Below are 25290 nucleotides of genomic sequence, written 5' to 3'. Positions count from 1 at the left end.
TATGCAAATACACAATAACATTCCACTTTATACTCCTAGTATATTAGCGCCAGAAACCTTACAGGCTATGTTTGTGAAGCGTGATGCATTACTGACCTCTCTTTATAACAAACACAAAAGCAGCGTATTAGAAAATAGTAAGCATTTTTCCTTGATTGTTGGCCCAAGAGGAATGGGGAAAACGCATCTTATCTCCATGCTGTACCACAAGCTTAAACAAGATCACGTACTCAAAAAGACTATGCTATTAACTTGGTTACGCGAGGAAGAATGGGGAATCTCTTCTTACCTAGATTTATTAATACAAATTTTGCGTAATTTAGAAAATGACGAAAACAGCATCGACCTCAGCACCATTGATGTTTTATATGAACTGGGTTTAACCGATGCAGAATATCAAGCTGAAAAGTTAATAGAGAATTTATTGGTTAATAAGGTATTAGTCATATTGGCGGAAAATTTAAACCTTATTTTCGATGGCCTTGGAACGGATGACCAAGAGAAACTAAGAGCTTTTATTCAAAACACAGGAAAGGTCACCATTGCCGCAGCAACACAATCCTTGTTTGCTAGTGTGACTTCTCGTAGTAAGCCTTTCTACGGTTTTTTCACCGTCACGCATTTAGAAAAATTCACTCTAAAAGACGCTATCCAATTACTGCTCAACATCGCCAAACGCGATAAAAACGAAGCATTGATAGAAGTATTAAACACAGAAGAAGGCCAAGCACGAATTCGAGCTTTACATCATTTAGCAGGCGGAAGTCCAAGAATTTATGTGTTATTTTCTCAGTTTATTCAAGCCGATACACTAAATGAATTTACTGAACCCATGATGAAAATGCTGGACGAACTGACGCCCTATTATCAAGCAAAAATGTTAGATATATCCGCTCAGCAACGTAAATTAATCATGTGTTTATGTCGTGAATCGGGCGCAGTAACCGTACAAACATTAGCCAAGAAGAATCACATCAGCCCACAAACGGCATCCAGTCAGTTGAAAAAATTAAAAGCGTCTGGATTTGTGGAATCCACACAATACGGCCGTCAATCCTATTACGAAATCGCTGAACCATTACTTCGTATGGTTTTAAGTGTAAAAGACAACCGTGGAGCGCCTATTAAATTAGCGATTGATTTGATTCGTCATTTTTATACCACAACAGAACTAAAGCAGATTCAAAGTAATGAAAAAATCGACCTCTTAGGCATCAAATTTTTAACGGAAGACCTTATCAATTCTGCCATTAATAACACTACCACTAGCCCTCACGTCACGGTGGCATTGAAAGATTTCGAAAGAGAGTTTAAGAAAGAAAATTATCAAGAAACACATAAAATCATTGAGCAGTTTTATCAGTTCAACAAAGAGGAGAAGGCAATGTTTTCACAAAAATTCAGTGAACTCCTTTTGAATTTTTTTAGTGCAAAAACAACTCAATTGTCTTTATTAAAAAAACTTTTTTCCTCATTACCAAGTGAAGAAAATTTCGTTTCTACAACTTTAATATTTTTATATACCTTAAGAAAAAAAGAAAAAACCGTAACATCAAAACAATTATTTCAGAGTTTCGATCAATTGAACTTATTCAGCTTTCCTCACATCGCTATTGCTTGCTTACATGACATAAAACTAACCTTGGATACGATAGTTTTCACACTTGATAAAAGAGATCAATTAATCACTCATATAGTAAAAGGGTCTACTGGCCTTCTTTTTGAAAGGTGGGAAGAAAAGACACAACAAATAGAACTATTAATTCAACTTGTAGATAAAACTAATGAAGTGGACTATATATCATCAATAATACCTAGGTTATTCATTAATTCTGACCAGTACTCAAAAGAAGATATTGAAGTTGGTTTAAAAGCATTGATAGAGTCCAAGAACTATAAAATAACACACATGATTCAGCTTATCGTATATTGCTGTATTCAAAAATCGAAGATTTTTTTAGAGTCAGCTAAGTTTCATATTTATGAAAATGAAAAATTCAAATCTATAATTAAAGAAACAGAGGCTATTTCAGCTTACCTTGCAACGAACGATCCAAGTTCATTACTTATTTTTCCTAAAGAAATTCGCAGTTTCATTTTGAGCGAAAAAGCGTTAAATGAGTAATTTATAGCTGAGGACAAAACGAACGGTTCCCTACCCTTGAAAGAGAAAGGAACCGTTCGTGACAACCCCTCCCTAACCCTCCCCTTGAAGAAAAGGGAGGGAACAAATCGGCTATTCAAAATACGATTAAACTACAAATAACGCGCTTCTAGGTGTTTTCTAAAGTGTTCTGCATTAAGCACTTCACCTGTGACGCGTTTGACGAGTTCGTCTGTAGTGTGGAGCGAAGCTTGTGACCAGATGTTGTCGTTGAGCCATTGGAAAATTGGGCTTAGGTCGCCGCTTTGAATGGCCGCTTCTATGTTGACGGTGTTGGTCATGGTGGCTTTGTATTGAGCCGCATACATGGCGCCCAGTGTGTAAGAAGGAAAATAGCCAAAACTTCCGTCTGTCCAGTGGATGTCTTGCATGCAGCCGTTTTTGTAGTTGCCTTTGGTTGTGATGCCAAGAGACGCTTTCATTTTCTCATCCCAAATTTCTGGTACGTCTGTGTGTTCGATGACACCGTTGATCAGGTCGCGTTCTATTTCATAACGCATGATGACGTGCGCTGGGTAAGTCAGTTCGTCGGCGTCGACTCGGATAAAGCCTTTGTCTACGCGTGTGTAGAGTTTGTAGAGATTTTCTTCCGTGAATACTGGGTCTTTGTATGCGTTAAAAGCATCGGCAGAAAGGCGTGACAAGTGTGTGATGAAGTCTTTGCTGCGGCCAATTTGCATCTCAAAGAATAGGGATTGGGATTCATGGATTCCCATGGAGCGCGCTTCCCCTACTGGCAAACCAGCAAAGGCTTTCGGTAAACCTTGTTCGTAACGAGCGTGGCCTGTTTCGTGAACGATGCCCATTAACGCTTGTACAAAGTCGCTTTCGTCATAACGCGTGGTGATTCGCACATCGGATGGTACGCCGCCACAAAATGGGTGAACACTTTGATCTAATCGGCCATGGTCGAAATCGAACTTTAGCAGCTTCATAATTTCTAACCCCAGTGACTTTTGCGCTGCGGTTGGGTAAGTGCCCGATGGCATGATGATAGATTCAGATTGTTGCTTTGCGAGTGCTTTTTCAATCAGCTCTGGTAGCCATGTTTTCACATCTGAAAATAACGTATCAAGGGACGCCGTCGTCGTGCCTGGTTCAAATTTGTCGAGCATGGCGTCATAAGCCGTCAAGCCTAATGCTTCGCCACGAATGGCGGCTTCTTCACGAGATAAGGCGACGACGTCTTTCCAGTTTTTCTCGAAGCCTGTCCAATCGTTTTCTTGACGTTGTGATCGCCAAGCGTGTTCGCATTTGGAGCCCGCGATGGATTGCGCTTGTACCAAGTCTTCTGGCACCAAAGTGGCTTGTTGCCACTGGCGTTTCATTTCTCGCAAGCTGGCCTTTTTTTCTGTGATTAACGGCGTTTGTTCTGCGTTTAACAATTCGTTTTCAGCATTGTTAAACCACTCGCCAAGTTGTGGCTGAGTCGATAAACGGTGAACATGCACAGACAATTCCGCCATAGCTTGAGAGCGTGCATCACTACCACCTGTTGGCATATTCGCAGCAGCGTCCCAACCCAACATAGATTGAGCGTGGTTGAAGTGATTGATGGTTTGGTAATGGGAAATAAGTTGGTCATAGTTTGACATAATCTGGTTCTCTGCTTGTTCAAGAGTCGGCTTGTTGCTCGTGTATTTTTAAATTACGAACATCTTATTACATAGTGAGAAATGAGAACAGTGACGTATTATCTATGATCAGTTACATTTAGCTAAAATCGTTTTATACTGAAGAAACGTCAAATATTGTTAGGTAATTATGATGAAACTAGACGATTTAAGTACAAATGAAAAAGTAACCTTAGCTCAACAGCTTTGGGATTCTGTAGCGGATGAACAGGACGTTATAGAACTAACAACTGCGCAAAAAAACGAATTGAACACTAGATTGGCTCAATTTGAATCAGATCAAAATATTGGTTCAGACTGGAATACTGTGAAAGCTAAAATATTAGGTTCCTAATGTCATATCAAGTAAGGATACGTCCAAAGGTCGAGGATGACCTAAAAGAAGCTTATTCCTATTTCGAACAATGTAAGATTGGATTAGGCACTGACTTTATCCAGTGTATCGAAGCTTCACTGTCAAAAATATCTGATAATCCGAAGCAATACCCAGTCATTCACAAAACACTTCATCGGGCTTTAGTGAACAAATTTCCATATAGTATTTTTTATAAAATACATGAAGACATCATTATCATTTTTGCTGTTATGCATTGCGCACGCGAGCCTAAAAAATGGATATTACGAGTTTAAACGGGACACTTTAAAGAACAAAAAAGCCGCTTCAAGAGCGGCTTTTTGTTTTCAATACCAAAACACCTTAGCCACCAAAAATGACGGTGCGTTTTCCATTCAAAAAGACACGTTTCTCTACGTGGCATTTCACGGCATTGAATAAGGTTACCCTTTCCACGTCTTGCCCTTTCGCAATAAGGTCTTCTGGGTATAGAGCATGGCTTACAGTTTGTATTCCTTGGGAAATAATTGGCCCTTCATCTAGGTCATTGTTGACGTAGTGAGCGGTAGCACCGACCATTTTCACGCCTTTTTCCCACGCTTGGTGGTAAGGGCGAGCGCCTTTAAAACCTGGTAACAAGGAGTGATGTATGTTGATCGCTCGGCCATCTAGGTATTGGCACATGCTTGGCGACAACACTTGCATGTAACGGGCAAGTACGACAAGTTCTGTGTCGTATTGTTCGATTAGCTCAATCACTTTTGCCTCTTGCTCTAGCTTGGTTTCAGCACTGATTGGTAAATGGTAATAAGGGATGTCATGCCATTTGGCTAAAGGCTCTAAATCTGGATGATTAGAGATAATAACGGTTACATCAATGTTCAGCTGATTGGTGCGAAAACGGTACAATAAGTCGTTTAAGCAATGGTCATATTTAGACACCATGATCGCCACTTTAGGGCGGTGATTGGGCTCAGTTAGCTCCCAACCCATACCAAATTCTGCAGCACGTGGCCCAAATGTCGTGCTGAAGCTCTCTTCTGAAAAGTCATCGCTTTGTGGGAAAAATTCGATACGGATAAAGAAAAGGCCAGATTCTCTATCATCAAAAGAATGTATTTCATCTATGTAGTTTTCTGCTTCTGCCATGTAGCGAGTAACAACGTCTACTGTGCCGATGACGCTTGGGCAGCTGGCCGTAAAGATCCAAGGTAAGGTTTTAGATTTCATAAACTGTCTCTTAATATGATTTTTTTCCACTAAAAAGGCTGACCGAAAAACGGCCAGCCTTGATGGTATGGGGAAAGAACATTAGGCCTCGATTACAAGGCCATACTCTAAACTAGCATCTTGAATCCAAAGCCAGATATAGTCTGAAAACGAACGTCGAACGACTAATTCAAAACGCTGCTCACCAGTACGGCGCATGGTCGTAGTGCTTTTAGCAAACAAGGTCGAAACCACCTTACCTACTGGAAACGCCTTTAAATGGAGGTCAATGGGTGTCGCCTTCTGCAGTAACTCAACCACGTTTTCACCAGACAACTCTAATACGGTCGAACCACCACTGCTGTTCACCAGTGAATAGTGTCCTGGCATTTCATCACGAAACTTTGTTTCGATCTCAAACGCTTCTAACCCAGGCACTAAAATGAGCCATTCATCAGGTGACAACCAGCGAATCGAATAATCGCCACTTTCGTTGCTCGTCAATGGCTGTATCGGTAATCCGACACCCAATACACGCTCAACCGCCGCTAACTGGTCTGCATTTTCTGCATTGCAGCGTAGCGTCAAATGACCTAACAATTTGTGCTCACGAAAGTGAATACCACCTGTACTGGGTCCTTGCGTTGCAAGACTTAGTAGGTCTGCGTGATGTAATGGTGACTGACCTTCTATTTCAGAACTAGGCAATTGGTCCATCACGGCCGCTTTTGTGGCGGCACTTTCTGCTGCCGTCATAGTATTCAGATCAGACATTTTGACGCTCCCCTTTCGGATCAAAGAAGATCGGGCTGCAAATTTCAGCTTCAATCACAGTACCATCGGCCATTGGGTAATACACTGTGTCACCCATTTTTTCGAGACCATCTTTTATAAAGCCCATTGCAATAGAATGACCTAATGATTCACTCCAATAACTTGAGCTAATGTGTCCTTCCATTGGAACCGGCATTGGCGCTTTAGGATCGAGTACCGCTTGCGATCCTTCTGGAATCACCTTCATAGGATCTTTGGTTTTTAGACCAACCATTTGCTTACGGTTTTTACGGACACAATCTGAACGATTCATGCCGCGTTTACCAATGTAGCTGAATGGTTTCTGGTTAGAGACACACCACCCCATACCAAGATCATAAGGATGAACCGATCCATCCGTATCTTGACCTGTAATGATGAAACCTTTTTCGGCACGAAGAACATGCATGGTTTCTGTACCGTAAGGCGTTAGACCGTGTTTTTCTCCTGCTTCGATCAGTTTTTCCCATACTGGCATTCCGTAGTTTGCCTGTACGTTGATCTCAAATGACAGTTCACCTGTGAAGGAAATACGGAATACACGTGCAGGAACACCCGCTACCGTAATCTGTTTCCAATCCATGTAACGGAAATTGTCATTCGTCACATCAAAATCGGTTAACTCTTCGAGTAATTTACGGCTGTTAGGGCCTGTAATCGTCGCCGTTGACCAGTGATCGGTAACCGTATTGAAGTACACTTCCAGCTCTGGCCACTCTGTTTGATGGTAAATTTCCAGCCACTCATAAACATGCGCAGCGCCACCACTGGTGGTGGTCATTAGGAAGTGGTTTTCACCAAGACAAGCGGTTACACCGTCATCAAACACCATGCCGTCTTCACCACACATTAAGCCGTAACGACATTTCCCGATCGCTAATTTCGCCCAAGCATTAGAATAAACACGACCAAGGAATTCGCGAGCATCTTTACCTTGTATATCAATTTTACCTAAGGTGGATGCATCTAGAATGCCGACTTTGTTGCGTACTGCTAAACACTCACGATTAAGTGTTTGTTGCATCGTTTCGTTGCCTTGAGGGTAATACCATGGACGCTTCCACTGGCCAACATCTTCAAACAATGCACCCTGTTCAACGTGCCATTTATGCATCGCTGTGTAACGTTCTGGCTCGAACAAGGCGCCACTGTTACGTCCAATAATCGCACCGAATGCAATCGGCGTATAATTAGGACGAAATACTGTCGTACCTGTTTCTGGAATCGTTTTATTAAGCGCTTTGGCCGCCACGGCCATGCCATTGATGTTGCCCAATTTACCTTGATCCGTACCAAAACCCATCGCGGTATAACGCTTCACATGTTCAATTGCTTCAAAGCCTTCACGACACGCTATTTCAATGCCAGCCGCAGTAACGTCAGTTTGATAATCAACAAACTGTTTAGGTGCTTGGGAAGTAGGTTTCAAATGAGGGATATGGAACAGACTCATTGGTGCCGTGATTTTGAGCGTTTTGACGGTAGGTAAAACGACATCAACCGCAGCCAAACCGACTTCAGCCAATGCTTTCTGACCAGCGTCTAAACCTTCCTGTAAAACAATCTCGGTTTCATACTGACCATTAACACCACCTGCTGTCAGTTGCTTCTGCAATGTAGGCCCCGGTAGGAAGCCCACGACAGTGTCATCCCAAACAGGACGACTACCAGTATGACAAGACAAATGAATAACCGGACTCCAACCACCAGAAGTGGCCACCGTATCGGCTTTCAATTTCGTGACTGATCCGACGATTTTTGTACCATCCGCATTCAGATCCGCGACAGAAACACCTGTAACACGTTTAGCACCCTGCACTTCAATGACGGCAGAGCCTGGAATAATATTCAGACCACGCTTACGCGCTTCTTCAATTAGGTCTCCTGTTGCAACATCTCGTGTATCGACAATTGCGACCACTTTTCGGCCAGCATCTGACCAATCTAACGCGGCTTGGTAACCGTAGTCATTGGTAGTCATGACCACTAAATCATTACCCGGTACAACACCATAACGATTAATATAAGCCGATACAGCACCTGTAATCATACAACCAGGCACATCATTGTTTGAGTAGACTAAAGGACGCTCATGAGCGCCTGTTGCAAGTACAACCCATTTAGCACGAACTCGATGCATACGCTGACGTACTTGATTCACTGGCGCTTTGTCTGCCAAATGATCGGTACGACGTTCATGTATCGTTAGATAGTTATGATCGTGATAACCGTTAACCGTTGACCGTGGTAATAGCATGACATCGTCATACGTATTTAACTCTTCAACGATTGTTTGAACCCACTCATCAGCAGGCTTTCCATCAAGTTGCTCTGTTCCGTTAAGTAGGCTTCCACCAAACTCATTTTGTTCGTCCGCAATAATAACTCGAGCACCACCACGGGCCGCGGTTAACGCCGCAACCAAACCAGCAGGGCCTGCGCCAACAACCATAACATCGCAATGCTGATTGATCGTATCGTAGGTGTCTGGATCATGTTCTTTCGGTGCGCGACCAATGCCTGCGGCTTTACGAATCACAGACTCGTAAGTGCTCCAAAGCGATTCTGGAAACATGAAGGTTTTGTAATAGAAACCCGGTGGCATCATGTTACCGCCGACTTTACCGACCATGCCCATTACATCTGTATCAACACTCGGCCAACCATTGGTCGACGCGGAGACTAAGCCATTAAATAATTCTTGTTGTGTCGCTCTTACATTCGGAACTTGAGTCGCTTCCGTTGCACCTAATTGCAATACGGCATTTGGCTCTTCTGCACCGGCAGCAACAATGCCCCGTGGACGACTGTATTTGAAACTACGTGCAACCACATCGATACCATTTGCGAGCATCGCAGAGGCCAACGTATCTCCTTTATAGCCTTTGTATTTTTTGCCGTTATAAGTAAACGTTAACGGTTCTGAGCGATCAATACGCCCACCATTAATGAGGCGATTCTGTTGAGTCATGATTGCGCTCCTGACATATTTTCCCCAGACACAGTTTCTTCAGACACCGTTTCCATAGACATAGCTTTTTGCTGAGCAGGGCTATCAACTACAGAGGGTTTTTCACCGACCTTGTAGACTTCTTTAATTTCGTAGCTCTGGGTGTCTCGAGTCATGTTGAAGAATTTTCGACAACCCGCTGCATGTACCCATAACTCATGATGAAGGCCTCGAGGGTTTTTGCGGAAAAATAGATATTCACCCCACTCCTGATCAGAGCACGCTTCTGGGTCTAGTGGACGAGCAATGTGTGCCTGTCCTGCGGCGTGAAATTCTGTTTCTACACGGTATTCCGCACAATGCGGGCAGTAAATATGTAACATTTTCATCCCCTTATTAGTGTGCTACACCGGCAGCGCCATGTTCATCAATTAGTGCACCAGTATGAAAACGCTGCATAGAGAAAGGTTCCGCTATCTGATGTGGCTTGCCATTGGCTAACGTATGGGCAAACAGGTTTCCAGATCCAGGCGTACCTTTAAATCCACCCGTTCCCCAACCACAGTTAAAGAATAAGTTTTTCACGGGTGTTTCTGAAATAATTGGGCTCGCATCTGGGCACGCATCAACAATGCCACCCCACTGACGGTTCATACGAACTCGACTGGCACAAGGGAACAATTCAACAATGGCCTGAACGGTTTGTTCAATAATGCCGTAAGAACCACGTTGCCCATATCCAACCCAACCATCAATCCCAGCACCGATAACCAAATCGCCTTTATCCGATTGACTCATATAGCCATGTACATGGTTAGACATCACTACGGTATCAAGGAAAGGTTTGATCGGTTCGGAGACCAGAGCCTGTAGAGGGTGAGATTCTACGGGTAATTCAAAGCCAGCCATTTTCGCCAACACACCACTATTACCTGCGACCACGCAGCCAACACGATCTGCTTTTAGCACACCGTATTGTTTCGTTTTCACGCCAGTGATTTTGCCGTCATTGATTTCCATATCAATCACTTCGCAGTTTTGTATTAGATCAACACCCAATGCATCCGCTGCTCGAGCATAACCCCAAGCAACCGCATCGTGACGTGCGTTACCCGCACGGCGCTGAACCGATGCGCCCATAATTGGGTAACGGGAGTTTTTCGAACAATCTAGCGTTGGGATTTCTTTTTGTAGTTGCTCGGCATCGACCATTTCATTATCAATGCCCTGCAAGCGATTAGCAGCAACAAGACGTTCATTCGCTCGCATGTCCTGCAATGTATGACAGGTATGATAAACACCTCGCTGAGAAAACATCACGTTGTAATTTAGTTCTTGTGCAAGACCTTCCCATAGCTGCATGGAATGCTCGTACAACGCCGCAGACTCATCCCAAAGGTAGTTAGAACGTACAATAGTGGTATTACGAGACGCGTTACCTCCTCCTAAATGGCCTTTTTCCAGCACAGCTACATTAGTGATTCCATGCTCTTTCGCCAAGTAATATGCCGTCGCCAAACCGTGACCACCGCCACCAATAATGATGACATCGTATTTTTTCTTTGGCGTAGGATTACGCCACACCCGCTGCCAGTTTTCATGATGACTCAAACTGTGCTTTAACAATCCAAAGCCGGAATAATGCTGCATTGAATCAGCTCCTTTACATAAACAATCGATTCTAACGATTATCGTGGTGTGGTAAAAAATTGCGACATTTCAGAATGACAGAGGTCGCCACAGGTTACGTATTTGAAACGATAATAAAGACAATGTTTTCATGCCTTATGCTTGAGAACGTCCAGCGGATGACAATTAGCGACAGTGGTTTAAAAACGACAGGAAAACAGGAGTAAAAAGGGGGCATCAAAAAGAAAAAAATGAATTAAATAATAGCTCTATCAAAGTTTCTTCAATACAAAGGTTACAAGCCCTGATAATTAGAATATTTATGAGTAATTTGTAAATGGCTGGTTAATGCTAAGTTTGTCAAAAACTTAGCACCTTCTAAAAAACACAAAGTCAAAACTAACCTTGCACTCTATAGCGTTCTTTAATGCAACCTATTATCTAAATAGTATCAAACCACAGCATTGCCGTTGCAAGGTCTTCAATGGATGAACCAACGGCTTTAAACACTGAAATATCATTTTCAGGATCAGTAAATTGCTGACGCCCGGCATGATGTCCACGACTCAAAGAGAAAAAATCACCAATTATATGGTCCGGTGTTATCGCACCACTTTTGATTGGCGAAATAAAATCACCTGTTTCAGTTAAAGCCGCTTCTTTAAAGTCTGCAAACACTTGCGCCTTCTGCATCAGGGTATCGTCGGCTTCACGCATAGTAGGAGTAAAACTACCGATCAAATCCACATGAGTACCTGGTGTTACCCACTCACCAAGCACCAAAGGTTCCTCACTCAGTGTCGCGCAACTTACAATATCCGCCCATGCTACGGCGCTAGGTAAATCGTCTTTACTCACAACGCTGGCTTTAACCTTCATTTCTGTTTGAATTTGCTCAACTAAACGCACGGCTGAAGCTTCATAAATATCAAAGACTTTAATTTCTTCTATATCGCGCACTTCGCACATTGCTTGTACAACTTGGCTAGCAACCTTCCCGGCACCAATCATTAGTAAAGACTTAGAATCAGGTCGAGATAAGTATCTTGCACCTAACGCCGCTGCCGATGCAGTTCGTCTGGCTGTAATAACATTTCCATCAAATTGCGCGAGAGGCTGGCCCGTTTTGGCACAACTAAGAATGTAGATACTATTTAGCCCAGGTAAACCAACTTCATTATTACTAGGAAAAACACTAACTTGTTTAACCCCTAAGTACTGACCTTCTAACCAAGCTGGCATTAAAAGTAATGTAGCATCCTTCTTACCAGGTACAGCCAAATGATGATGGTGTCGAATTGGGCAATTAATATCTAGTTTAAAAGCATCATCCAGTGCTGATATTACTTTTTTGTAAGGTAGGCAACCGTCTTTATATTGTACGAAAATATTTTTCACTTTGATTTCCTAAAATTGTTTCTACTAGTCAATTTTTCTTTAAGACATTATTAGATCTAAACAATAACCGACACATTTGGCACAGATAAGAAAGTCGATTGCCTATCGTATTCAAGCACTCCGTAATCTATCGACTTTCTTTCCAGTACCTAAAAGTAAACAAAAACAGAAAAAATTCTTACTCCTTTCTTACAAAAACCGTGTTTATAACAAAAAGACCAAGATTTTCGACAAGTTGCGTCCTTAAAAACCCCCTACAATCGATGTATCTCTAGTTGAGAAGAAGATTCATTTATAAGAATAGCAACACATTCTATGTAACTCAGGCCCCATATAAACAGGTTAATAGATACTAACAATTCAGCATCTAAGCCTATGAATTAAAACAATAATATAATCAAGGACGATATCAATTATTAGCAGGGACTTTGCTCTAACTTCAGTAAACAACTGAAATAACAAGACACAAAGGAACGAACATGAAATCACTTAAAAAAATATTATCAACAACCTTAATCGCCACGGCTGTTATGTCGGCTAGCGTAAACATTAGTGCAGCTGAAAAAGACTGGCGCATGGCAACACCATGGTCAGGCGGCCCTTGGCTAGAACGTGACGCGCAAAATTTTGCAGACCACGTTAAAGCAATGAGTAATGGCGACTTTGATATCAAAGTATTTCCAGGTGGCACGCTAGGTAGTGCATTTAAAGTCACTGAAACGGTTAAATCTGGCGTAGCGCAAGTAAGTCACAATTACATTAACTATGACTATGGTGTTGATCCTACTGCCGCGTTGCTAGCAGGACACTCCAGTGGTCTTACTCCTGAAGAGTTTATGTTGTGGATGTATCAAGGTGGCGGCATTGAATTATACGAACAATTTCGCCTAGAAAAATCCAAAGTTGTTGCCTTCCCTTGCTCTATTTTGGGCACTGAGATTTTTCTTCACTCAAACAAAAAAGTACAAACCTTTGAAGATTTTCAAGGCTTGCGTTTAAGAACATCTGGAGCATGGGCTGAAATTGCCTCTCGCCTTGGTGCATCTACTGTTGTTATGGCCGGTAGTGAAATTTACAGCGCACTTGAGCGTGGTGTAATTGACGCGGCGGAATGGGGTAGCCCAGAGTTAAACAAACCAACTGGTTTTCAAGAAGTTGCTAAATACGTCATGGTTCCTGGTGTACATCAATCAGGTGGTGTTCTTGAGTGTCAGGTAAACAAACGTGTATGGGATAAATTAACAGATCAAGAGCAAAATATGTTGCGTAATGCTGCTAAACTCTCTGTGTTTGATTCATGGCTTGCCTCTTCTTATGCCGATCTAGCGGCTTATGAAGAATTAAAAAATGGTAAAAACGAAATCGTTAAATTAGATCCGAGTTTTATCACTAAAGTTCTTGAAGAAACGGTTGCATGGGAAGATGAAAACGCTGCGAAAAACACGTGGTTTTCAAAAGTGCTGACTTCTCAACGTCAATTTAAAGCAGAAATGACAAACTGGTCAGAATATCGCCTAACCATTGGTGAATCTGAACTTTAATAAATGAGAGAAGAGGCAATAACTTCGCTTCTTCTCTTTTGTTTTCCTCCTATTCAGATCTGTCTTATCAGGAACACAATGATTCTTATTAAACTATTAGAAATGCCAACACGTTTCTTCGGTGGCATTGCCGCATTATTAATACTGCCGCTTATTGGCGCATTGATTGTCGAAGTCTTTAGTCGTCATGTTTTAGGTACACCAACCGCTTGGGCATTTGAAATCAGCTATATGGTCATGGGGACGCTTTTTGTTCTTGGAATGGCGAATGCTTTACGCCTTAAGCAGCATGTAAGCGTAGATTTACTCACTATGAAAATGTCAAAAAGAGTGGCCGCGACTATTCGTGCCATTTTTTACATAATGTTATTACCAATCATTATCTGGCTAACATGGGAACTCGCTCATTATTTCTATGAAGCCTATGACAGTGGTGAACGCTCTGGACGCTCTGCATGGAACCCCATTATTTGGCCTATTTATTTCACTTGGTTCTTAGGTTTCTTATTGCTGGTTATGCAACTTATTGCTGAGCTTCTTAAAGCCATCATTACCGTAATTAGTGGAAAAGAGGATGACTTTGCATGAGTGATTTCCTGTCTATTTTTATGTTTCCTGTACTCATCCTATTTATTTTTCTAGGTGTACAAATTGCCTTTGCGATGATACTGACAGCCACTATTTTTGGCTTAATGATGTTCGGTGACGTAACAGCGTATCAACTATTAACAAAAATTGAAGAAACGGCTTCTAATTCCATATTGGCAGCGGTTCCCCTGTTTATCTTTATGGGGGCTATGTTAGAAAAATCTGGTATAGCAGAGCGACTCTTTCATGCTATTCATCTATGGACAAAACGCCTTCCAGGTGGAATCGGTGTAGGGACAATTTTACTTGGCGCTATATTCGCAGCATCAAGTGGCGTTGTTGGCGCAACCGAAGCCGTCATTGGTTTGCTTACCATTCCTATCATGCTCAAACACCAATATGACAAACGTTTACTATCCGGTGTGATCTGCGCAAGTGGTTCATTAGGTACAGCGATACCACCGTCTATCACCGTTATTGTATTAGGGCCGGTTGCAGGAATCTCAGTTGGTCAGCTATTTAATGGTTTGCTTATTCCAGGTTTATTAATGGCAGCCTTGTTTATTATTTATGTCATTGCTCTGGCGTATTTTAAACCTAACATGGCACCACGCGAACAAGGTGAAGTAGGAATACCACTTAGTGAAAGGTTGAAAATCACGGCCACGGCAATAGTACCAGCAGCCGCGTTGATATTTACAGTATTGGGAACTATTTTACTGGGTCTTGCTACACCAACAGAAGCCTCAGCGTGCGGTGCCTTAGGCGCTGTGATTTTATCGATTTGCTATAAAAGCTGTAAACTAACCGTATTGTGGGAATCCATGCTGCGAACAGTCAACATTACCGCAATGATTTTGTTGATCGTAATGGCCGGTAATATGTTTGCAGGAATATTTTTTGCAACTGGTGGCATGCAAACGGTTCAATCACTACTCACTGGCTCTGGTTTTAGCCCACATACCGTGCTCGGTTTGATATTGTTTATTGCTTTTATTGCAGGCTTTTTATTAGATATGATGTCTGTTGTGTTAATCATTATTCCAGTTGCCATCCCTATTGTTCGCTTACTGGGCTTTGATGATATTTGGTTCTGTGTCGCATTCTTAGTTGTATTGCAAACCAGCTATCTGACACCACCTTTGGCACCTTCAATTTTCTATTTAAGAGCTATTTCACCACCAAGTATCACATTAAAGCATATGTATGCCGGTGTAATACCTTTCATCGCCATACAATTACTTGTTCTATTTGTCATACTAATTTATCCAGAAACTGCTACTTGGCTACCAAAAGTACTTGGTGCTCCAAACTGGTAATTCATAGTCCAACTCAGCCGAGCCAGCTTTGCTGAGTTGGACCCCATGAATAGATAAAAGGAACAGTAACAAACCATAAAAAAACCAAGAAAGAGCAAATTAAATTGACTTATTTAAAGGAAATGCAACACTAGAAGTATTTTATAAAGCGTTAGGTATGAAATGCATCTTCGAAATATTATTTTGCCGAACTCGTGCGATCAACACAACCACGGACATCATCAATTAATTATCGCTGTAAAAGGACATGCATTATTTGAAATTGACGGGAAAGGTGGTGTCGTCAATAGTCATACTGGGTGCCTAGCTCCTGCCAGTGAAACCCATTACTTTGAAGGTATTGGCGATAATAATCACATTATTATCGATATCCCCAATGTACAATTGAACAGCCGTTTAGAAAACTTATTTGAACAACCTCGTTACTTCTCTATCGATGATAATCTGAAGATGCTTATTTCTTATTTAGACAAAGAGTCTAACAACTTCAATTTTTTTCCCGAAGCTCTTGATGGCTGTACACTTGGTTTAATGGCGTCATTACATCATCGAATTTTAGGCGATCTGCCAGACAACAAGAACCGTTCAAAGCTCAACATTAGCTCTATCTCCCGTTTTATTGATGAAAACCTTGATCAGAAACTTTCCGTTACGCAACTGGCAGAAATGCATCATGTAAGTTCTGGTCATTTCAGTGAACTGTTCACCAACGAAACGTCTGTTACGCCTTACCAATTTATCTTAAAAAAACGTTTAGAAAAGGCTTATGACCTAATTATCACAACGAACAAACCACTTTCCATTATTGCCGAAGAAACAGGATTTAGTAATCAGAGCTCCATGACACATTCATTCCAACGCAGTTATGGTCACTCACCTAGACATCTACGAAAATGCTAGTTGCTTCATGTCATTAGTCTCAAGAACACTCTCATTTCTTCGCGTAACCAATCGCGAAAAACAGTCGCAGATTTAGATAGAGGTCGACCTTCTGGAAACACCAAAAAATAATTATCACTGGTTGGCATTTTTTCATCAAAGGGTGCTGACAACTTCCCTTCCTTGTATTGCTTCGCAAATAAGTCCGGATAGGACAACATGACACCAAGCCCTGATTCCGCCATCATACTTGCAGCCAGTATGGTGTCTACTTTATGGCAAATAACCAGACTCGGGTCTAAATTAATTCCAAATTGTTCAAACCATTGCTCCCAGGAATGACTGGCTCCCACGACCTCAATCAAAGATAAAGACAATAAATCTTTTGGTTGTGAAATAAGCTGCGCTATTTTGACGGAACATAAAGGCTGCACTTCCGCTTTAATCAAAGGCTCTAAGTTAAGACCAGACCATTTACCGTTGCCATTTATAATCGCAAGATCATGGCTACTTTCTGAAAAATCACTCGCCCAATTAGAGTGAAACAATTGCAGCCTAATTCCCGGGTAGCGAGCACAAAATTTATAAAGGTTATTCGATAACCATAAGTATGAAAACGCGTAATTAACCTGTAAAACCAAACGTCCCTTTCCCACCGGAGAAAAAATATCAGCCGTCTTGCGCTGTAAATCATTTAACGTTGTTTGCACAACAGGAAGATAGGCAAGTCCACTGTTTGTGAGCGTCACTTTTTTGTGTTTCCGAATAAATAGCTCATCACCTAGATGGTGCTCTAACAATTTAATTTGTTGGCTTACTGCAGATTGAGTCATGTGTAATTCACGAGCGGCTGCACTGAAATTAAGCAAACGCGCCGCCGCTTCAAAAGTTCTGACCCAATTCATTGCTGGAATGTCTGTTTTCATCGTTTGTGTTCCAATTTTAAAACCCATCCATTAGCAATACTTATTACGATAGTTAAAATATGTCGTTTGCATAAAAAATACAATCTGTCTAGCATGCTTCTATTCAATACATACTTCTTTGTACTCAGGATTACTCCATGACATTAAATGCTTCAGACATCACAAGCTCACACCAATCCATTACCTCAGTACACAAAAATGAACACAGCCTTGCAATAGAATGGAGTGATGGATCAACCTCTCAGTTTCATCATATTTGGTTGAGAGATAATTGTCCTAGCGCCTTTCATAAGACAACCAAAGAGCGCGATTTTGATTTACTCAGCGTCAGTGAAGACATTCATCCTATCGAAATAACATTAGGCAAAGAAACCCTGGAAATTGAATGGTCCGAAGGTAATCACAGAAGTATTTTTCTACAGTCATGGCTGTTAGAACACAGCTATTCTCGAACAGAAGATCCACATTATATAAGCAGCTACCAAAGCTGGGATTCGTCTTTTATTAGCCATATACCTCACGCTAATTACGACCAAATCATCCAGCAAGATTCTGCCCTATATCAATGGATGGTAGAGCTAGATAAGTTTGGTCTTACCGTTATAGATGGAATGCAAAATACACCAGAGTCGACAATATCCCTCGCGACTCGCATCGATTATTTACGCCAAACCAATTTTGGAACAAGCTTTAATGTAGAGTCCGTCGAATCCCCTATTAATCTAGCCTACACCTCTATTTCTCTGCCATTGCATACAGATTTACCCAATCAAGAAACACCGCCGGGCTATCAATTTTTACATTGTTTAGCGAATGATAGCGAAGGTGGGGAATCGACTTTTGTTGATGGGTTGCGTGTGGCTGAAGAACTACGTAGTCAACGCCCTGATCATTTTAAAATATTAGCCGAACAAGCTATACCTTTTCGCTTTCATGACCAAGATCATGATATTCGTCAACACCATACAGTAATTAATGTAGACCATTTTGGAAATATTATTGAAATCAAATACAACGCGCACATCGCCGATGTTTTTGACTTACCAGCCAACCTAATGCGTGATTATTATTTAGCGTATCGTAATTTAATGGCTCGCTTCCGTGATGAGCGTTTTAAAATCGAGTTCAAATTACAAGCGGGTCAAATGGTGGTGTTCGACAATCGAAGAGTGTTACATGGACGAAACAAGTTCGAAAATACCAGCGGTCGACGTCATTTACATGGTTGTTACATTGATCGATCTGAGTTCAAGAGCCGGCTGCGTGTATTAGCTCAAGCACATTCATGATAAATATAAAAACAGATATGTTTTTTGTTAATTTAGCTAACTCATCAGATTAATCTGCACTAACAGCCAATCACGAAATACTTTTATTCTTGGGTCTTGATTTGGATCGTCCAATGTAATGATGGCGTAATGGTAGCCTGTCGGCTGCATCCCAAAAGGCGCCACTAACCTTCGTGTCGTCAAATCATCCAAAACCAAAGGTAATGAGCCGATAGCGACTCCAAGTCTGTCTTGAGCGGCTTGTAGAGCGTAGAAGAAGTGATCAAAGTATTGCTCACTTTTAGGGTTTACTTTCTCTATATCAGAAGTTGCTATCCAGTCGCCCCAAGCATTTGGACGAGTTCGACTATGCAGCCAAACGCCTTTGCTCAAGTCTTCTTTTATGCTGTTATCCCAGTAATCCAGAGTACAAACTGGACCAGAAAATTCTTCGCATAAATGGGTAATATGGTAGTCCTCATTGACGCCAAAATCGGTACGTCTAATCGCCACATCACAACCTTGTGAAAGCAAGTCAATGGGACCACCAGCCATTCTTAAATCGATATTTAAGTTGGGGTTTTTTTCATGAAAATCACCTAACCGCGGCATTAACCAACGCATCGCTACGCTAGGCTCACAAGACACGACCAAGAAAGGTGAAGCGCTGTCATGACGATAAATTTCTTCTACTGTATTACTCAGTGCATCTAGGGTTTCTGTGGCTGTTTTTAGTAAGCGTTGACCCGCTGCGTTTAAATAAACGCGGCGATTACGGCGAATAAATAGATTCACACCTATACGCTCTTCTATTTGTGACACCGCTCGACTAATTGCGCCATGTGTCAGATGTAACTCTTCCGCCGCGCGAGAAAAGCTTTGATGACGAGCCGCCGCCTCGAATGCAGTAAGCGCACCTAAAGGAGGCAAACGCCTTTTTGTGTGACTATTACTCACAATATTCACCATTTATTATCGATTTCATTAATATTTTCAAGAATCTATACTCTTATTATTCACAAATAAGAGTAGCTTACTATGTTAAACATAGATCATTTCGAATTGTATTCTGTCGCCATCATTACGCTATTGGCTGTTATCAGCCCTGGACCAGACTTTGCGATGATATCGAAAGTGGCATTATTAAAAGGGAGACGAGAAGGTATTTTGTGTGCTCTAGGTATCAGCGTGGCAATTAGCGTGCATCTTGCTTATACCTTATTTGGATTAGGCATTGTGTTTGCCAATAATGTTTGGGTATTAAATACGTTACGTTATCTTGGTGCTATGTATCTTATTTGGCTGGGTGTTTCTGCTTTATGGCCTGACATCAAAAGTATGTTTTCAAAAGCAGTAAACAAAAGCCACGAAGACACGATTAAGCAAGACTTGGATTCAGGCAAAAAAGGCATAAACAATCAATCGTCTTTTTGGACAGGGTTTGCCTGTAATGCACTCAATCCAAAGACCATGTTATTTATTGTCTCTTTATTTAGCCAAGTCATTTCAGACAATACGGCGCTAGTGATTGAGTTGGGTTATGGATTCTATATTGCGTTTGCTCACTTTGTTTGGTTCGGCTTAGTCGCTTGTTTGTTAACGTCTGAAAGAGTGCAAAAGAAGGTACTGGTCTTTAAGGTTTGGATTGAAAGGGTCACTGGTGTGTTGTTGACTTCGTTTGGTATTCGTTTGTTGGCTGATTAACAATTATTCGTGTACGTTTCCTCATTTTGGAAGACGAGTAAAAAAGGTAGGACAGAAAATATTTTTGTCCTACCAAAACAGCTCTACTCTTCTTAAAGAAATTTAAAAATAACAATCAATCCTCAGATAAAGAAACCGATTGCGCAGACAGTTTGATATCGATTTGTAAGCTTCCTTCGTTAATTAACCAGCGCCGTATCTTATATATTCGCGCGCCACTACTATGCATAGGGTCTTTTTCAGTAATGCTTTTTGCTCTTTCTAAGCTGGCAGTTTTATAAATAATCATGCCTGAGCCATTCATATTTTCACCAGAGTCATCAGATAATGGACCTGCAAACATAAGCGTTCCCGCTTGTTCTTGCTCTGCCTGATACGCCAAATGATCAGGTAATGTTTGTTTTACTAATTCAGGGTCACCCGCTGGCGTGCTTTCAATAATAAACACCTCCATTGCCAATGAGCCACGCTTTTTCGATGCTGCTTTATATTCGTTCCAATCTGCCATTTCATTCTCCAAAGTAAAAAAGAACCATTAAAATAATATCGATATTATTTGACATAAAACTAAATTATCGCTAAAACTTAAGCAAGCTATACTTTCAACATACCGTTAAAGTGATGTGGTTTTTTATAGATCTATCAATAAATAATCGCTACTCGCTATGACCTTACCTAAATAATAAAAATATAAGGATGGAGTATGAGTGGTTCTAATATGGATGCGTTAAACAGCACAACACTGGCTAAAATTCGTGATGAAGCTCAAGAAAATGTGAGAACATTGCGTCAACGAAAGCCAACCTTAGATAAAGATTCAATAGATATGATTTTGCGTGATGCCCGTTCGCATTATGCTTGGCAAGACAAACCTATTCCAAAAGAGTTGCTAGAAGAGCTTTATGACATTGTTGCCAATGGTGCGACAAGCATGAACTGCTGCCCTGCTCGTTTCTTTTTTGTCACTTCAAAAGAAGGCAAAGATCGACTTGCGACATCATTAAAAGAAAAAAACATCGACAAGATGAGAGCGGCGCCAGTCACTGTCATTATTGCTTATGATTTAGAGTTCTGGCACAAACTCCCTTTCCTTTTCCCTCATGAAGACCGACGCCCATTGTTCGAAGGTAAATCTGAGTACTGTGAAAAAACCGCTTTTTTAAACGGAACACTTCAAGGTGCTTATTTAATGATTGCTGCTCGCGCATTGGGCCTTGATGTTGGTGCTATGTCTGGTTTTTCCAATGACATTGTTGATAAAGAGTTCTTTTCAGGCACAACCTTGCGATCAAATTTTTTATGCAATTTAGGTTATGCCGACGAAAGTGCCTTATTTCAAAAACTGCCTCGTTTTGCATTTGATGATGTGTGTTCATTCTTATAAGAATATCGCCATTAATCAAAAGACAGACACAAAAGAAAGGTGTTTTGAATGGAAATCACAATGGAGAAAACCGCATTATTACGAGCAGAAACGCAATGTAGCTCCCATGCTCGTAGCGACGTATCAATACGCGATGTGGTGCTAACCATTGATGAACCTATCGAGCGTGGTGGAACCAATATTGGCCCAACACCAACAGAGTCTGTTGTGGCAACCCTAATTGGTTGCACCAACGTCATCGCTCATAAGTGCGCAAAAAAACTGAATATCAACATTGGTAATTTACATATTTCAGCGGTTTGTGAGTTTGACCGCCGAGGTGTACTGCTAGAGGAAGAAGTTGATGTTCCGTTTAAGAAAATCACCTTAACAGTGAAGACAAACCCTACTGTTGATAAATCGGAGCGAGATCGTATTGCTGAAAACGTCACAAAGTACTGCCCTCTGTCGAAACTATTTCAACAAGCGGGCACAGAAATTGAGGCGATTTGGTTATAGATAAACGAATTTAATCTAAAACAATATAGGTAGATAACAATGAAAATAACAATAAAAAAACTACTTCAGAAAAAAGCCATCGTCATCACCATGGCTTCATTAATTGCTCTTCCCGCTGTGGCGACCGAAACCATTAAAGCGGTTGTCATTGACGGATACCCAGCTAAAGCAATGTGGGTAGATGAGTTCTCTAACTTCTTTATTCCACAAGTAAATGAGCGTCTAGCAAAAACTAACAACTACAAAATTGATTGGCAAGAATCCTACGGTGGCACCATTGTAAAACCTAAAGGTGTATTGGATGGAATCAAACTAGGGCTGGGTGATATCGGCATAGTAACAACGGTTTTTCATAATTCAAAACTACCAAGCCAGTCATTAGCGGCAGTGACTCCCTTTGTATCAGTGGATGCCAGAGTTGTTGCCAAAGCAATGGATGAAATTACCAAAGAATTTCCGACTATGGAAAAAGAATTTTCCAAACAAAAGCAAGTCTACCTAGCGACAGGCGTTGTCTTGAATACGTACCAAATATTCAGCAAAGAACGCATCGAGTCTATCAAAGACCTTGAAGGTGGCAAAGTCGCTGGCGCTGGCATTATTTTACGCTATCTAGATGGTATTAATAACGCAGCAGGTGTTCGAGGTGGTTTAACCGACTTTTACAACATGCTTTCTACAGGTTTAGTCGATCACGCCATGCTTTGGCCAGAAGCAGCGAAAACATTCAAGATCGCCGAAGTAGCACCCTTTATGCTAAAAGCCGATTTAGGCGCAGTGAATTCAAAAACAGTTACAGCAAATAGTCGTTTCTGGAAAAAGCTTCCTGACGAAGTTAAGCAAGTCATACAAGAAGTAGCTGTTGAGTACCGTGATCATATCGCTGAGATTGCGATGGATCGAGCTCAAGAAAGTCTAGACGCATACATAGCCGCTGGCGGAACAGTCGTTACCATGAGCCAAGAAGCCAGAAAAGAGTGGGCAGATTCCATGCCTAATTTAGCAGCTGAATGGGCTGCAGGTTTAGATAAAAAAGGTGAACCAGGAACAGAAATGTTACGCGCTTATATGGGAAAACTAACAGCGGCAGGCTTCACTCCTGCTCGTGATTGGGCTGCTGGCTTGAAATAAAGCCACTCATCTTATAATCACGGAGTACATGCTATGTCTAACATACTTGTTCAAGGTACTAATAAACTATCCAGAATAGCGAATGTGACAGCCATTATTGCCAACACTGTTGGCACTCTGATGGTACTTTGTCTGGTGATTGTCGTTGACTATGATGTCATTGCTCGTGGGGCGTTTAATAAGCCCTTCGGCGGTGCCGTCGAAGTTGTGCAATTTACGATGGTATTGATTGTTTTCTTACAATTACCTGATGTTGTACGAGTAAATAGACTAACGCGTTCAGACGGTTTTTTAGCCATTATGCAACCACGCTTTCCTAATATAGCCATGTGGGTAAGACGCTTTATTGATAGTGTTTCTGCAATATTGATGACACTCATTGCCATTGCCATATGGCCTGAATTTGTTGAGATGTTTGAAACGAAAGACTACTTCGGTGTACCCGGCGTTTTCGTCGCACCTTGGTGGCCAATCAAGCTCGTCATCTTTCTAAGCGCCAGCCTGTGTGCATTGATTTTCATTCTTAAAGTCATCCTTGCTGCAACTAACATCAAACTCATTCGTATGGACGAAATGAAAGATAAAGCTGTACCGTCAGGAGAAAAAATATGAGTCCAATTGAGATTGGTGTTGTCTCGGTTATTGCCATTATTGTTTTGGTGTATCTGGGTCTTTATATCCCTGTTGCGCTTGGTGTCGTCTCGTTTGTGTCTATTTGGCTAATGCGTGACGATTTTGAGCTCTCTATGAACTTACTAAAAATCGCTGTTGGCGACAGTGTGATGGAATACACCTTTGCCACTGTGCCTCTATTCACCTTTATGGGGCTCATAGTCTCCAAGGCAGGAATGGGGGCCGATATTTATGAGGTAATGAATTCTGGCTTCAAAAAAGTCAAAGGCGGAATTGGTATGGCAACCGTTGGAGCAAATGCTGTTTTTGCGGCTGTAACTGGCTCTTCCATTGCGTCTGCCTCTGTTTTTGCCAAGGTATCGGTTCCTGAAATGCTCAAATATGACTACAACCCGCGCTTTGCTGTTGGTGTTGTAGCTGGTTCTTCTGTGTTGGGTATGATCATCCCTCCTTCTGCAATGCTGATTATCTACTCTTTTGTAGCAGAGCAATCTGTAGGTGAAATGTTTCTAGCAGGCGTTGTACCAGGGGTTTTATTGGCTATAGCGTACATTGCAGCTATTTGGTTAATGGGGAAATTCACACCGAATTATGTAGGGGGTAAGCCTGCAACTGAATATGAGTGGATGTCATTTAAGGAAATTTTTTCGAAAACGGCACCACTTGTCACACTAATTACGGTTGTATTAGGAGGAATATACACAGGTTGGATGACTCCTGTTGAGGCTGGTGCCGCAGGTGCTGCGGTAGGTCTTATTATCGCCATCGTTCGTCGCAAAATAAACCTAAAGATATTCTGGGAAGCCCTTATCGAAACAGGTCATATTACTGCGTCTATCTTGTTCCTTATTACTGCGGCTTCTATTTACAGCCGTATGTTAGGCCTAGCAGGATTACCAAACGAATTGGCCGTGATACTAGAGCAAAATCAGATGAGTTTTATGATGATCATGGTGATTTACGTTTGTTTAATGCTGTTCTTAGGAACTTTGCTAGACACCGCATCGATTATCTTAATTGTTGTCCCTCTTTTCTTACCTCTTATTGAACCTATGGGTCTAAGCCTTGTTTGGTTCGGCATCATCACTGTAATTGGTGCTGAAATAGGCCTGCTAACTCCGCCATTAGGCATCAGCTGTTTTGTCATTAAAGCCAGTGTGGATGATGATCGCATCAGTCTAAAAGATGTATTTATGGGGGCGTTGCCTTTCGCATTTGTCATGTTGATCGTTCTTATTCTATTGATCAATTATCCCGTACTTAGCATTGGAATTTTACATTAAGGAGA

At 41.5% G+C, this 25290-nt stretch carries 24 protein-coding genes; 14 read left to right on the top strand and 10 right to left on the bottom strand.

Annotated elements, in window-relative coordinates; all coding sequences use genetic code 11:
• Position 1 precedes the first annotated feature (1 nt).
• The gene (locus IF202_RS04465; protein WP_191593650.1) at positions 2-2125 is read left to right on the top strand and encodes an ArsR/SmtB family transcription factor; all 2124 of its coding nucleotides are present in this window, start codon (positions 2-4) and stop codon (positions 2123-2125) included.
• A 131-nt stretch (positions 2126-2256) separates the two neighbouring features.
• On the opposite strand, the gene IF202_RS04460 is transcribed toward IF202_RS04465, so the two are convergent.
• Complete coding sequence (locus tag IF202_RS04460; protein ID WP_191593649.1) at positions 2257-3759, bottom strand: carboxypeptidase M32; 1503 nt, start codon at positions 3757-3759, stop codon at positions 2257-2259.
• 172 nt (positions 3760-3931) lie between these two features.
• Between IF202_RS04460 and IF202_RS04455 the strand changes: the two genes are divergently transcribed.
• Positions 3932-4132, top strand: a complete 201-nt coding sequence (locus IF202_RS04455; protein WP_191593648.1) for an addiction module protein — start codon at positions 3932-3934, stop codon at positions 4130-4132.
• Entirely contained in the window at positions 4132-4428 is a 297-nt protein-coding gene (locus tag IF202_RS04450; protein ID WP_191593647.1) for a type II toxin-antitoxin system RelE/ParE family toxin, read from the top strand. Before IF202_RS04455 ends, IF202_RS04450 begins: the two co-directional genes overlap by 1 nt.
• Before the next feature lie 67 nt (positions 4429-4495).
• Here the strand turns inward: IF202_RS04450 and purU are convergent, their stop codons facing one another.
• The 6 genes from purU to lhpI form a co-directional block, all read right to left on the bottom strand.
• The gene (gene purU, locus IF202_RS04445; RefSeq protein ID WP_191593646.1) at positions 4496-5362 is read right to left on the bottom strand and encodes a formyltetrahydrofolate deformylase; all 867 of its coding nucleotides are present in this window, start codon (positions 5360-5362) and stop codon (positions 4496-4498) included.
• Between the two features lie 81 nt (positions 5363-5443).
• Complete coding sequence (locus IF202_RS04440; RefSeq protein WP_191593645.1) at positions 5444-6115, bottom strand: sarcosine oxidase subunit gamma; 672 nt, start codon at positions 6113-6115, stop codon at positions 5444-5446.
• Positions 6108-9125 (bottom strand): sarcosine oxidase subunit alpha family protein, encoded by a 3018-nt coding sequence (locus tag IF202_RS04435; RefSeq protein ID WP_191593644.1) that lies wholly within the window; start codon positions 9123-9125, stop codon positions 6108-6110. Before IF202_RS04435 ends, IF202_RS04440 begins: the two co-directional genes overlap by 8 nt.
• Complete coding sequence (locus IF202_RS04430) at positions 9122-9487, bottom strand: sarcosine oxidase subunit delta (RefSeq protein WP_191593643.1); 366 nt, start codon at positions 9485-9487, stop codon at positions 9122-9124. Before IF202_RS04430 ends, IF202_RS04435 begins: the two co-directional genes overlap by 4 nt.
• A gap of 13 nt (positions 9488-9500) precedes the next feature.
• A complete protein-coding gene (locus IF202_RS04425) occupies positions 9501-10754 on the bottom strand; it encodes a sarcosine oxidase subunit beta family protein (protein WP_191593642.1) in 1254 nt (417 codons plus the stop codon).
• Positions 10755-11174: 420 nt separating this feature from the next.
• Positions 11175-12131, bottom strand: coding sequence for a bifunctional Delta(1)-pyrroline-2-carboxylate/Delta(1)-piperideine-2-carboxylate reductase (gene lhpI, locus IF202_RS04420; protein WP_191593641.1), 957 nt, complete (start codon positions 12129-12131; stop codon positions 11175-11177).
• A 479-nt stretch (positions 12132-12610) separates the two neighbouring features.
• Here lhpI and dctP point away from each other — a divergent pair, with 479 nt between their 5' ends.
• The 4 genes from dctP (at position 12611) to IF202_RS04400 (ending at position 16479) form a co-directional block, all read left to right on the top strand.
• Positions 12611-13672 carry a TRAP transporter substrate-binding protein DctP gene (gene dctP, locus IF202_RS04415; RefSeq protein ID WP_191593640.1) on the top strand — a complete coding sequence of 354 codons (1062 nt, stop codon included), beginning with the start codon at positions 12611-12613 and terminating at the stop codon, positions 13670-13672.
• Between the two features lie 78 nt (positions 13673-13750).
• Positions 13751-14260: a TRAP transporter small permease subunit gene (locus IF202_RS04410; protein WP_191593639.1), complete on the top strand. Its 510-nt coding sequence runs from the start codon at positions 13751-13753 to the stop codon at positions 14258-14260.
• A complete protein-coding gene (locus IF202_RS04405) occupies positions 14257-15579 on the top strand; it encodes a TRAP transporter large permease (RefSeq protein WP_191593638.1) in 1323 nt (440 codons plus the stop codon). Before IF202_RS04410 ends, IF202_RS04405 begins: the two co-directional genes overlap by 4 nt.
• A 162-nt stretch (positions 15580-15741) precedes the next feature.
• Complete coding sequence (locus IF202_RS04400) at positions 15742-16479, top strand: AraC family transcriptional regulator (protein WP_191593637.1); 738 nt, start codon at positions 15742-15744, stop codon at positions 16477-16479.
• A gap of 5 nt (positions 16480-16484) precedes the next feature.
• On the opposite strand, the gene IF202_RS04395 is transcribed toward IF202_RS04400, so the two are convergent.
• Positions 16485-17384 carry a LysR substrate-binding domain-containing protein gene (locus IF202_RS04395; RefSeq protein ID WP_191593636.1) on the bottom strand — a complete coding sequence of 300 codons (900 nt, stop codon included), beginning with the start codon at positions 17382-17384 and terminating at the stop codon, positions 16485-16487.
• Positions 17385-17521: 137 nt separating this feature from the next.
• Between IF202_RS04395 and IF202_RS04390 the strand changes: the two genes are divergently transcribed.
• Positions 17522-18673, top strand: a complete 1152-nt coding sequence (locus IF202_RS04390; RefSeq protein WP_191593635.1) for a TauD/TfdA family dioxygenase — start codon at positions 17522-17524, stop codon at positions 18671-18673.
• Positions 18674-18709: 36 nt separating this feature from the next.
• Here IF202_RS04390 and IF202_RS04385 read toward each other — a convergent pair whose 3' ends face one another.
• Positions 18710-19609 (bottom strand): LysR substrate-binding domain-containing protein, encoded by a 900-nt coding sequence (locus IF202_RS04385; RefSeq protein ID WP_191593634.1) that lies wholly within the window; start codon positions 19607-19609, stop codon positions 18710-18712.
• A gap of 81 nt (positions 19610-19690) precedes the next feature.
• On the opposite strand from IF202_RS04385, the gene IF202_RS04380 reads away from it, so the two are divergent.
• A complete protein-coding gene (locus tag IF202_RS04380) occupies positions 19691-20356 on the top strand; it encodes a LysE family translocator (protein ID WP_191593633.1) in 666 nt (221 codons plus the stop codon).
• A gap of 115 nt (positions 20357-20471) precedes the next feature.
• On the opposite strand, the gene IF202_RS04375 is transcribed toward IF202_RS04380, so the two are convergent.
• Entirely contained in the window at positions 20472-20864 is a 393-nt protein-coding gene (locus IF202_RS04375) for a YciI family protein (RefSeq protein WP_191593632.1), read from the bottom strand.
• A 195-nt stretch (positions 20865-21059) separates the two neighbouring features.
• Between IF202_RS04375 and IF202_RS04370 the strand changes: the two genes are divergently transcribed.
• Genes IF202_RS04370 through IF202_RS04350 form a run of 5 tightly spaced genes read left to right on the top strand, consistent with a single transcriptional unit; the run spans position 21060 to position 25285 of the window.
• Complete coding sequence (locus IF202_RS04370; RefSeq protein ID WP_235963246.1) at positions 21060-21740, top strand: malonic semialdehyde reductase; 681 nt, start codon at positions 21060-21062, stop codon at positions 21738-21740.
• A 48-nt stretch (positions 21741-21788) separates the two neighbouring features.
• Positions 21789-22238, top strand: a complete 450-nt coding sequence (locus tag IF202_RS04365) for an OsmC family protein (protein ID WP_191593631.1) — start codon at positions 21789-21791, stop codon at positions 22236-22238.
• 39 nt (positions 22239-22277) lie between these two features.
• A complete protein-coding gene (locus IF202_RS04360; RefSeq protein WP_191593630.1) occupies positions 22278-23369 on the top strand; it encodes a C4-dicarboxylate TRAP transporter substrate-binding protein in 1092 nt (363 codons plus the stop codon).
• Between the two features lie 33 nt (positions 23370-23402).
• Entirely contained in the window at positions 23403-23981 is a 579-nt protein-coding gene (locus IF202_RS04355) for a TRAP transporter small permease subunit (protein WP_191593629.1), read from the top strand.
• Positions 23978-25285 (top strand): TRAP transporter large permease, encoded by a 1308-nt coding sequence (locus tag IF202_RS04350; protein ID WP_191593628.1) that lies wholly within the window; start codon positions 23978-23980, stop codon positions 25283-25285. Before IF202_RS04355 ends, IF202_RS04350 begins: the two co-directional genes overlap by 4 nt.
• The last annotated feature ends 5 nt before the right edge of the window (positions 25286-25290 follow it).

Origin of the sequence: Marinomonas colpomeniae (genome assembly GCF_014803385.1) — a bacterium.
GTDB classification, from domain to species: domain Bacteria; phylum Pseudomonadota; class Gammaproteobacteria; order Pseudomonadales; family Marinomonadaceae; genus Marinomonas; species Marinomonas colpomeniae.
The sequence above is the reverse complement of the archived record's forward strand: the minus strand, read 5'-3'. Positions and strand labels throughout refer to the sequence as shown.

Excerpts from the sequence above, each read along its gene's own strand:
- IF202_RS04465 (WP_191593650.1), top strand. The coding sequence starts at position 2 with ATGCAAATACACAATAACATTCCACTTTATACTCCTAGTATATTAGCG.
- IF202_RS04460 (WP_191593649.1), bottom strand. The coding sequence starts at position 3,759 with ATGTCAAACTATGACCAACTTATTTCCCATTACCAAACCATCAATCAC.
- IF202_RS04455 (WP_191593648.1), top strand. The coding sequence starts at position 3,932 with ATGAAACTAGACGATTTAAGTACAAATGAAAAAGTAACCTTAGCTCAA.
- IF202_RS04450 (WP_191593647.1), top strand. The coding sequence starts at position 4,132 with ATGTCATATCAAGTAAGGATACGTCCAAAGGTCGAGGATGACCTAAAA.
- purU (WP_191593646.1), bottom strand. The coding sequence starts at position 5,362 with ATGAAATCTAAAACCTTACCTTGGATCTTTACGGCCAGCTGCCCAAGC.
- IF202_RS04440 (WP_191593645.1), bottom strand. The coding sequence starts at position 6,115 with ATGTCTGATCTGAATACTATGACGGCAGCAGAAAGTGCCGCCACAAAA.
- IF202_RS04435 (WP_191593644.1), bottom strand. The coding sequence starts at position 9,125 with ATGACTCAACAGAATCGCCTCATTAATGGTGGGCGTATTGATCGCTCA.
- IF202_RS04430 (WP_191593643.1), bottom strand. The coding sequence starts at position 9,487 with ATGTTACATATTTACTGCCCGCATTGTGCGGAATACCGTGTAGAAACA.
- IF202_RS04425 (WP_191593642.1), bottom strand. The coding sequence starts at position 10,754 with ATGCAGCATTATTCCGGCTTTGGATTGTTAAAGCACAGTTTGAGTCAT.
- dctP (WP_191593640.1), top strand. The coding sequence starts at position 12,611 with ATGAAATCACTTAAAAAAATATTATCAACAACCTTAATCGCCACGGCT.
- IF202_RS04410 (WP_191593639.1), top strand. The coding sequence starts at position 13,751 with ATGATTCTTATTAAACTATTAGAAATGCCAACACGTTTCTTCGGTGGC.
- IF202_RS04405 (WP_191593638.1), top strand. The coding sequence starts at position 14,257 with ATGAGTGATTTCCTGTCTATTTTTATGTTTCCTGTACTCATCCTATTT.
- IF202_RS04400 (WP_191593637.1), top strand. The coding sequence starts at position 15,742 with ATGCATCTTCGAAATATTATTTTGCCGAACTCGTGCGATCAACACAAC.
- IF202_RS04395 (WP_191593636.1), bottom strand. The coding sequence starts at position 17,384 with ATGAAAACAGACATTCCAGCAATGAATTGGGTCAGAACTTTTGAAGCG.
- IF202_RS04390 (WP_191593635.1), top strand. The coding sequence starts at position 17,522 with ATGACATTAAATGCTTCAGACATCACAAGCTCACACCAATCCATTACC.
- IF202_RS04380 (WP_191593633.1), top strand. The coding sequence starts at position 19,691 with ATGTTAAACATAGATCATTTCGAATTGTATTCTGTCGCCATCATTACG.
- IF202_RS04375 (WP_191593632.1), bottom strand. The coding sequence starts at position 20,864 with ATGGCAGATTGGAACGAATATAAAGCAGCATCGAAAAAGCGTGGCTCA.
- IF202_RS04370 (WP_235963246.1), top strand. The coding sequence starts at position 21,060 with ATGAGTGGTTCTAATATGGATGCGTTAAACAGCACAACACTGGCTAAA.
- IF202_RS04365 (WP_191593631.1), top strand. The coding sequence starts at position 21,789 with ATGGAAATCACAATGGAGAAAACCGCATTATTACGAGCAGAAACGCAA.
- IF202_RS04360 (WP_191593630.1), top strand. The coding sequence starts at position 22,278 with ATGAAAATAACAATAAAAAAACTACTTCAGAAAAAAGCCATCGTCATC.
- IF202_RS04355 (WP_191593629.1), top strand. The coding sequence starts at position 23,403 with ATGTCTAACATACTTGTTCAAGGTACTAATAAACTATCCAGAATAGCG.
- IF202_RS04350 (WP_191593628.1), top strand. The coding sequence starts at position 23,978 with ATGAGTCCAATTGAGATTGGTGTTGTCTCGGTTATTGCCATTATTGTT.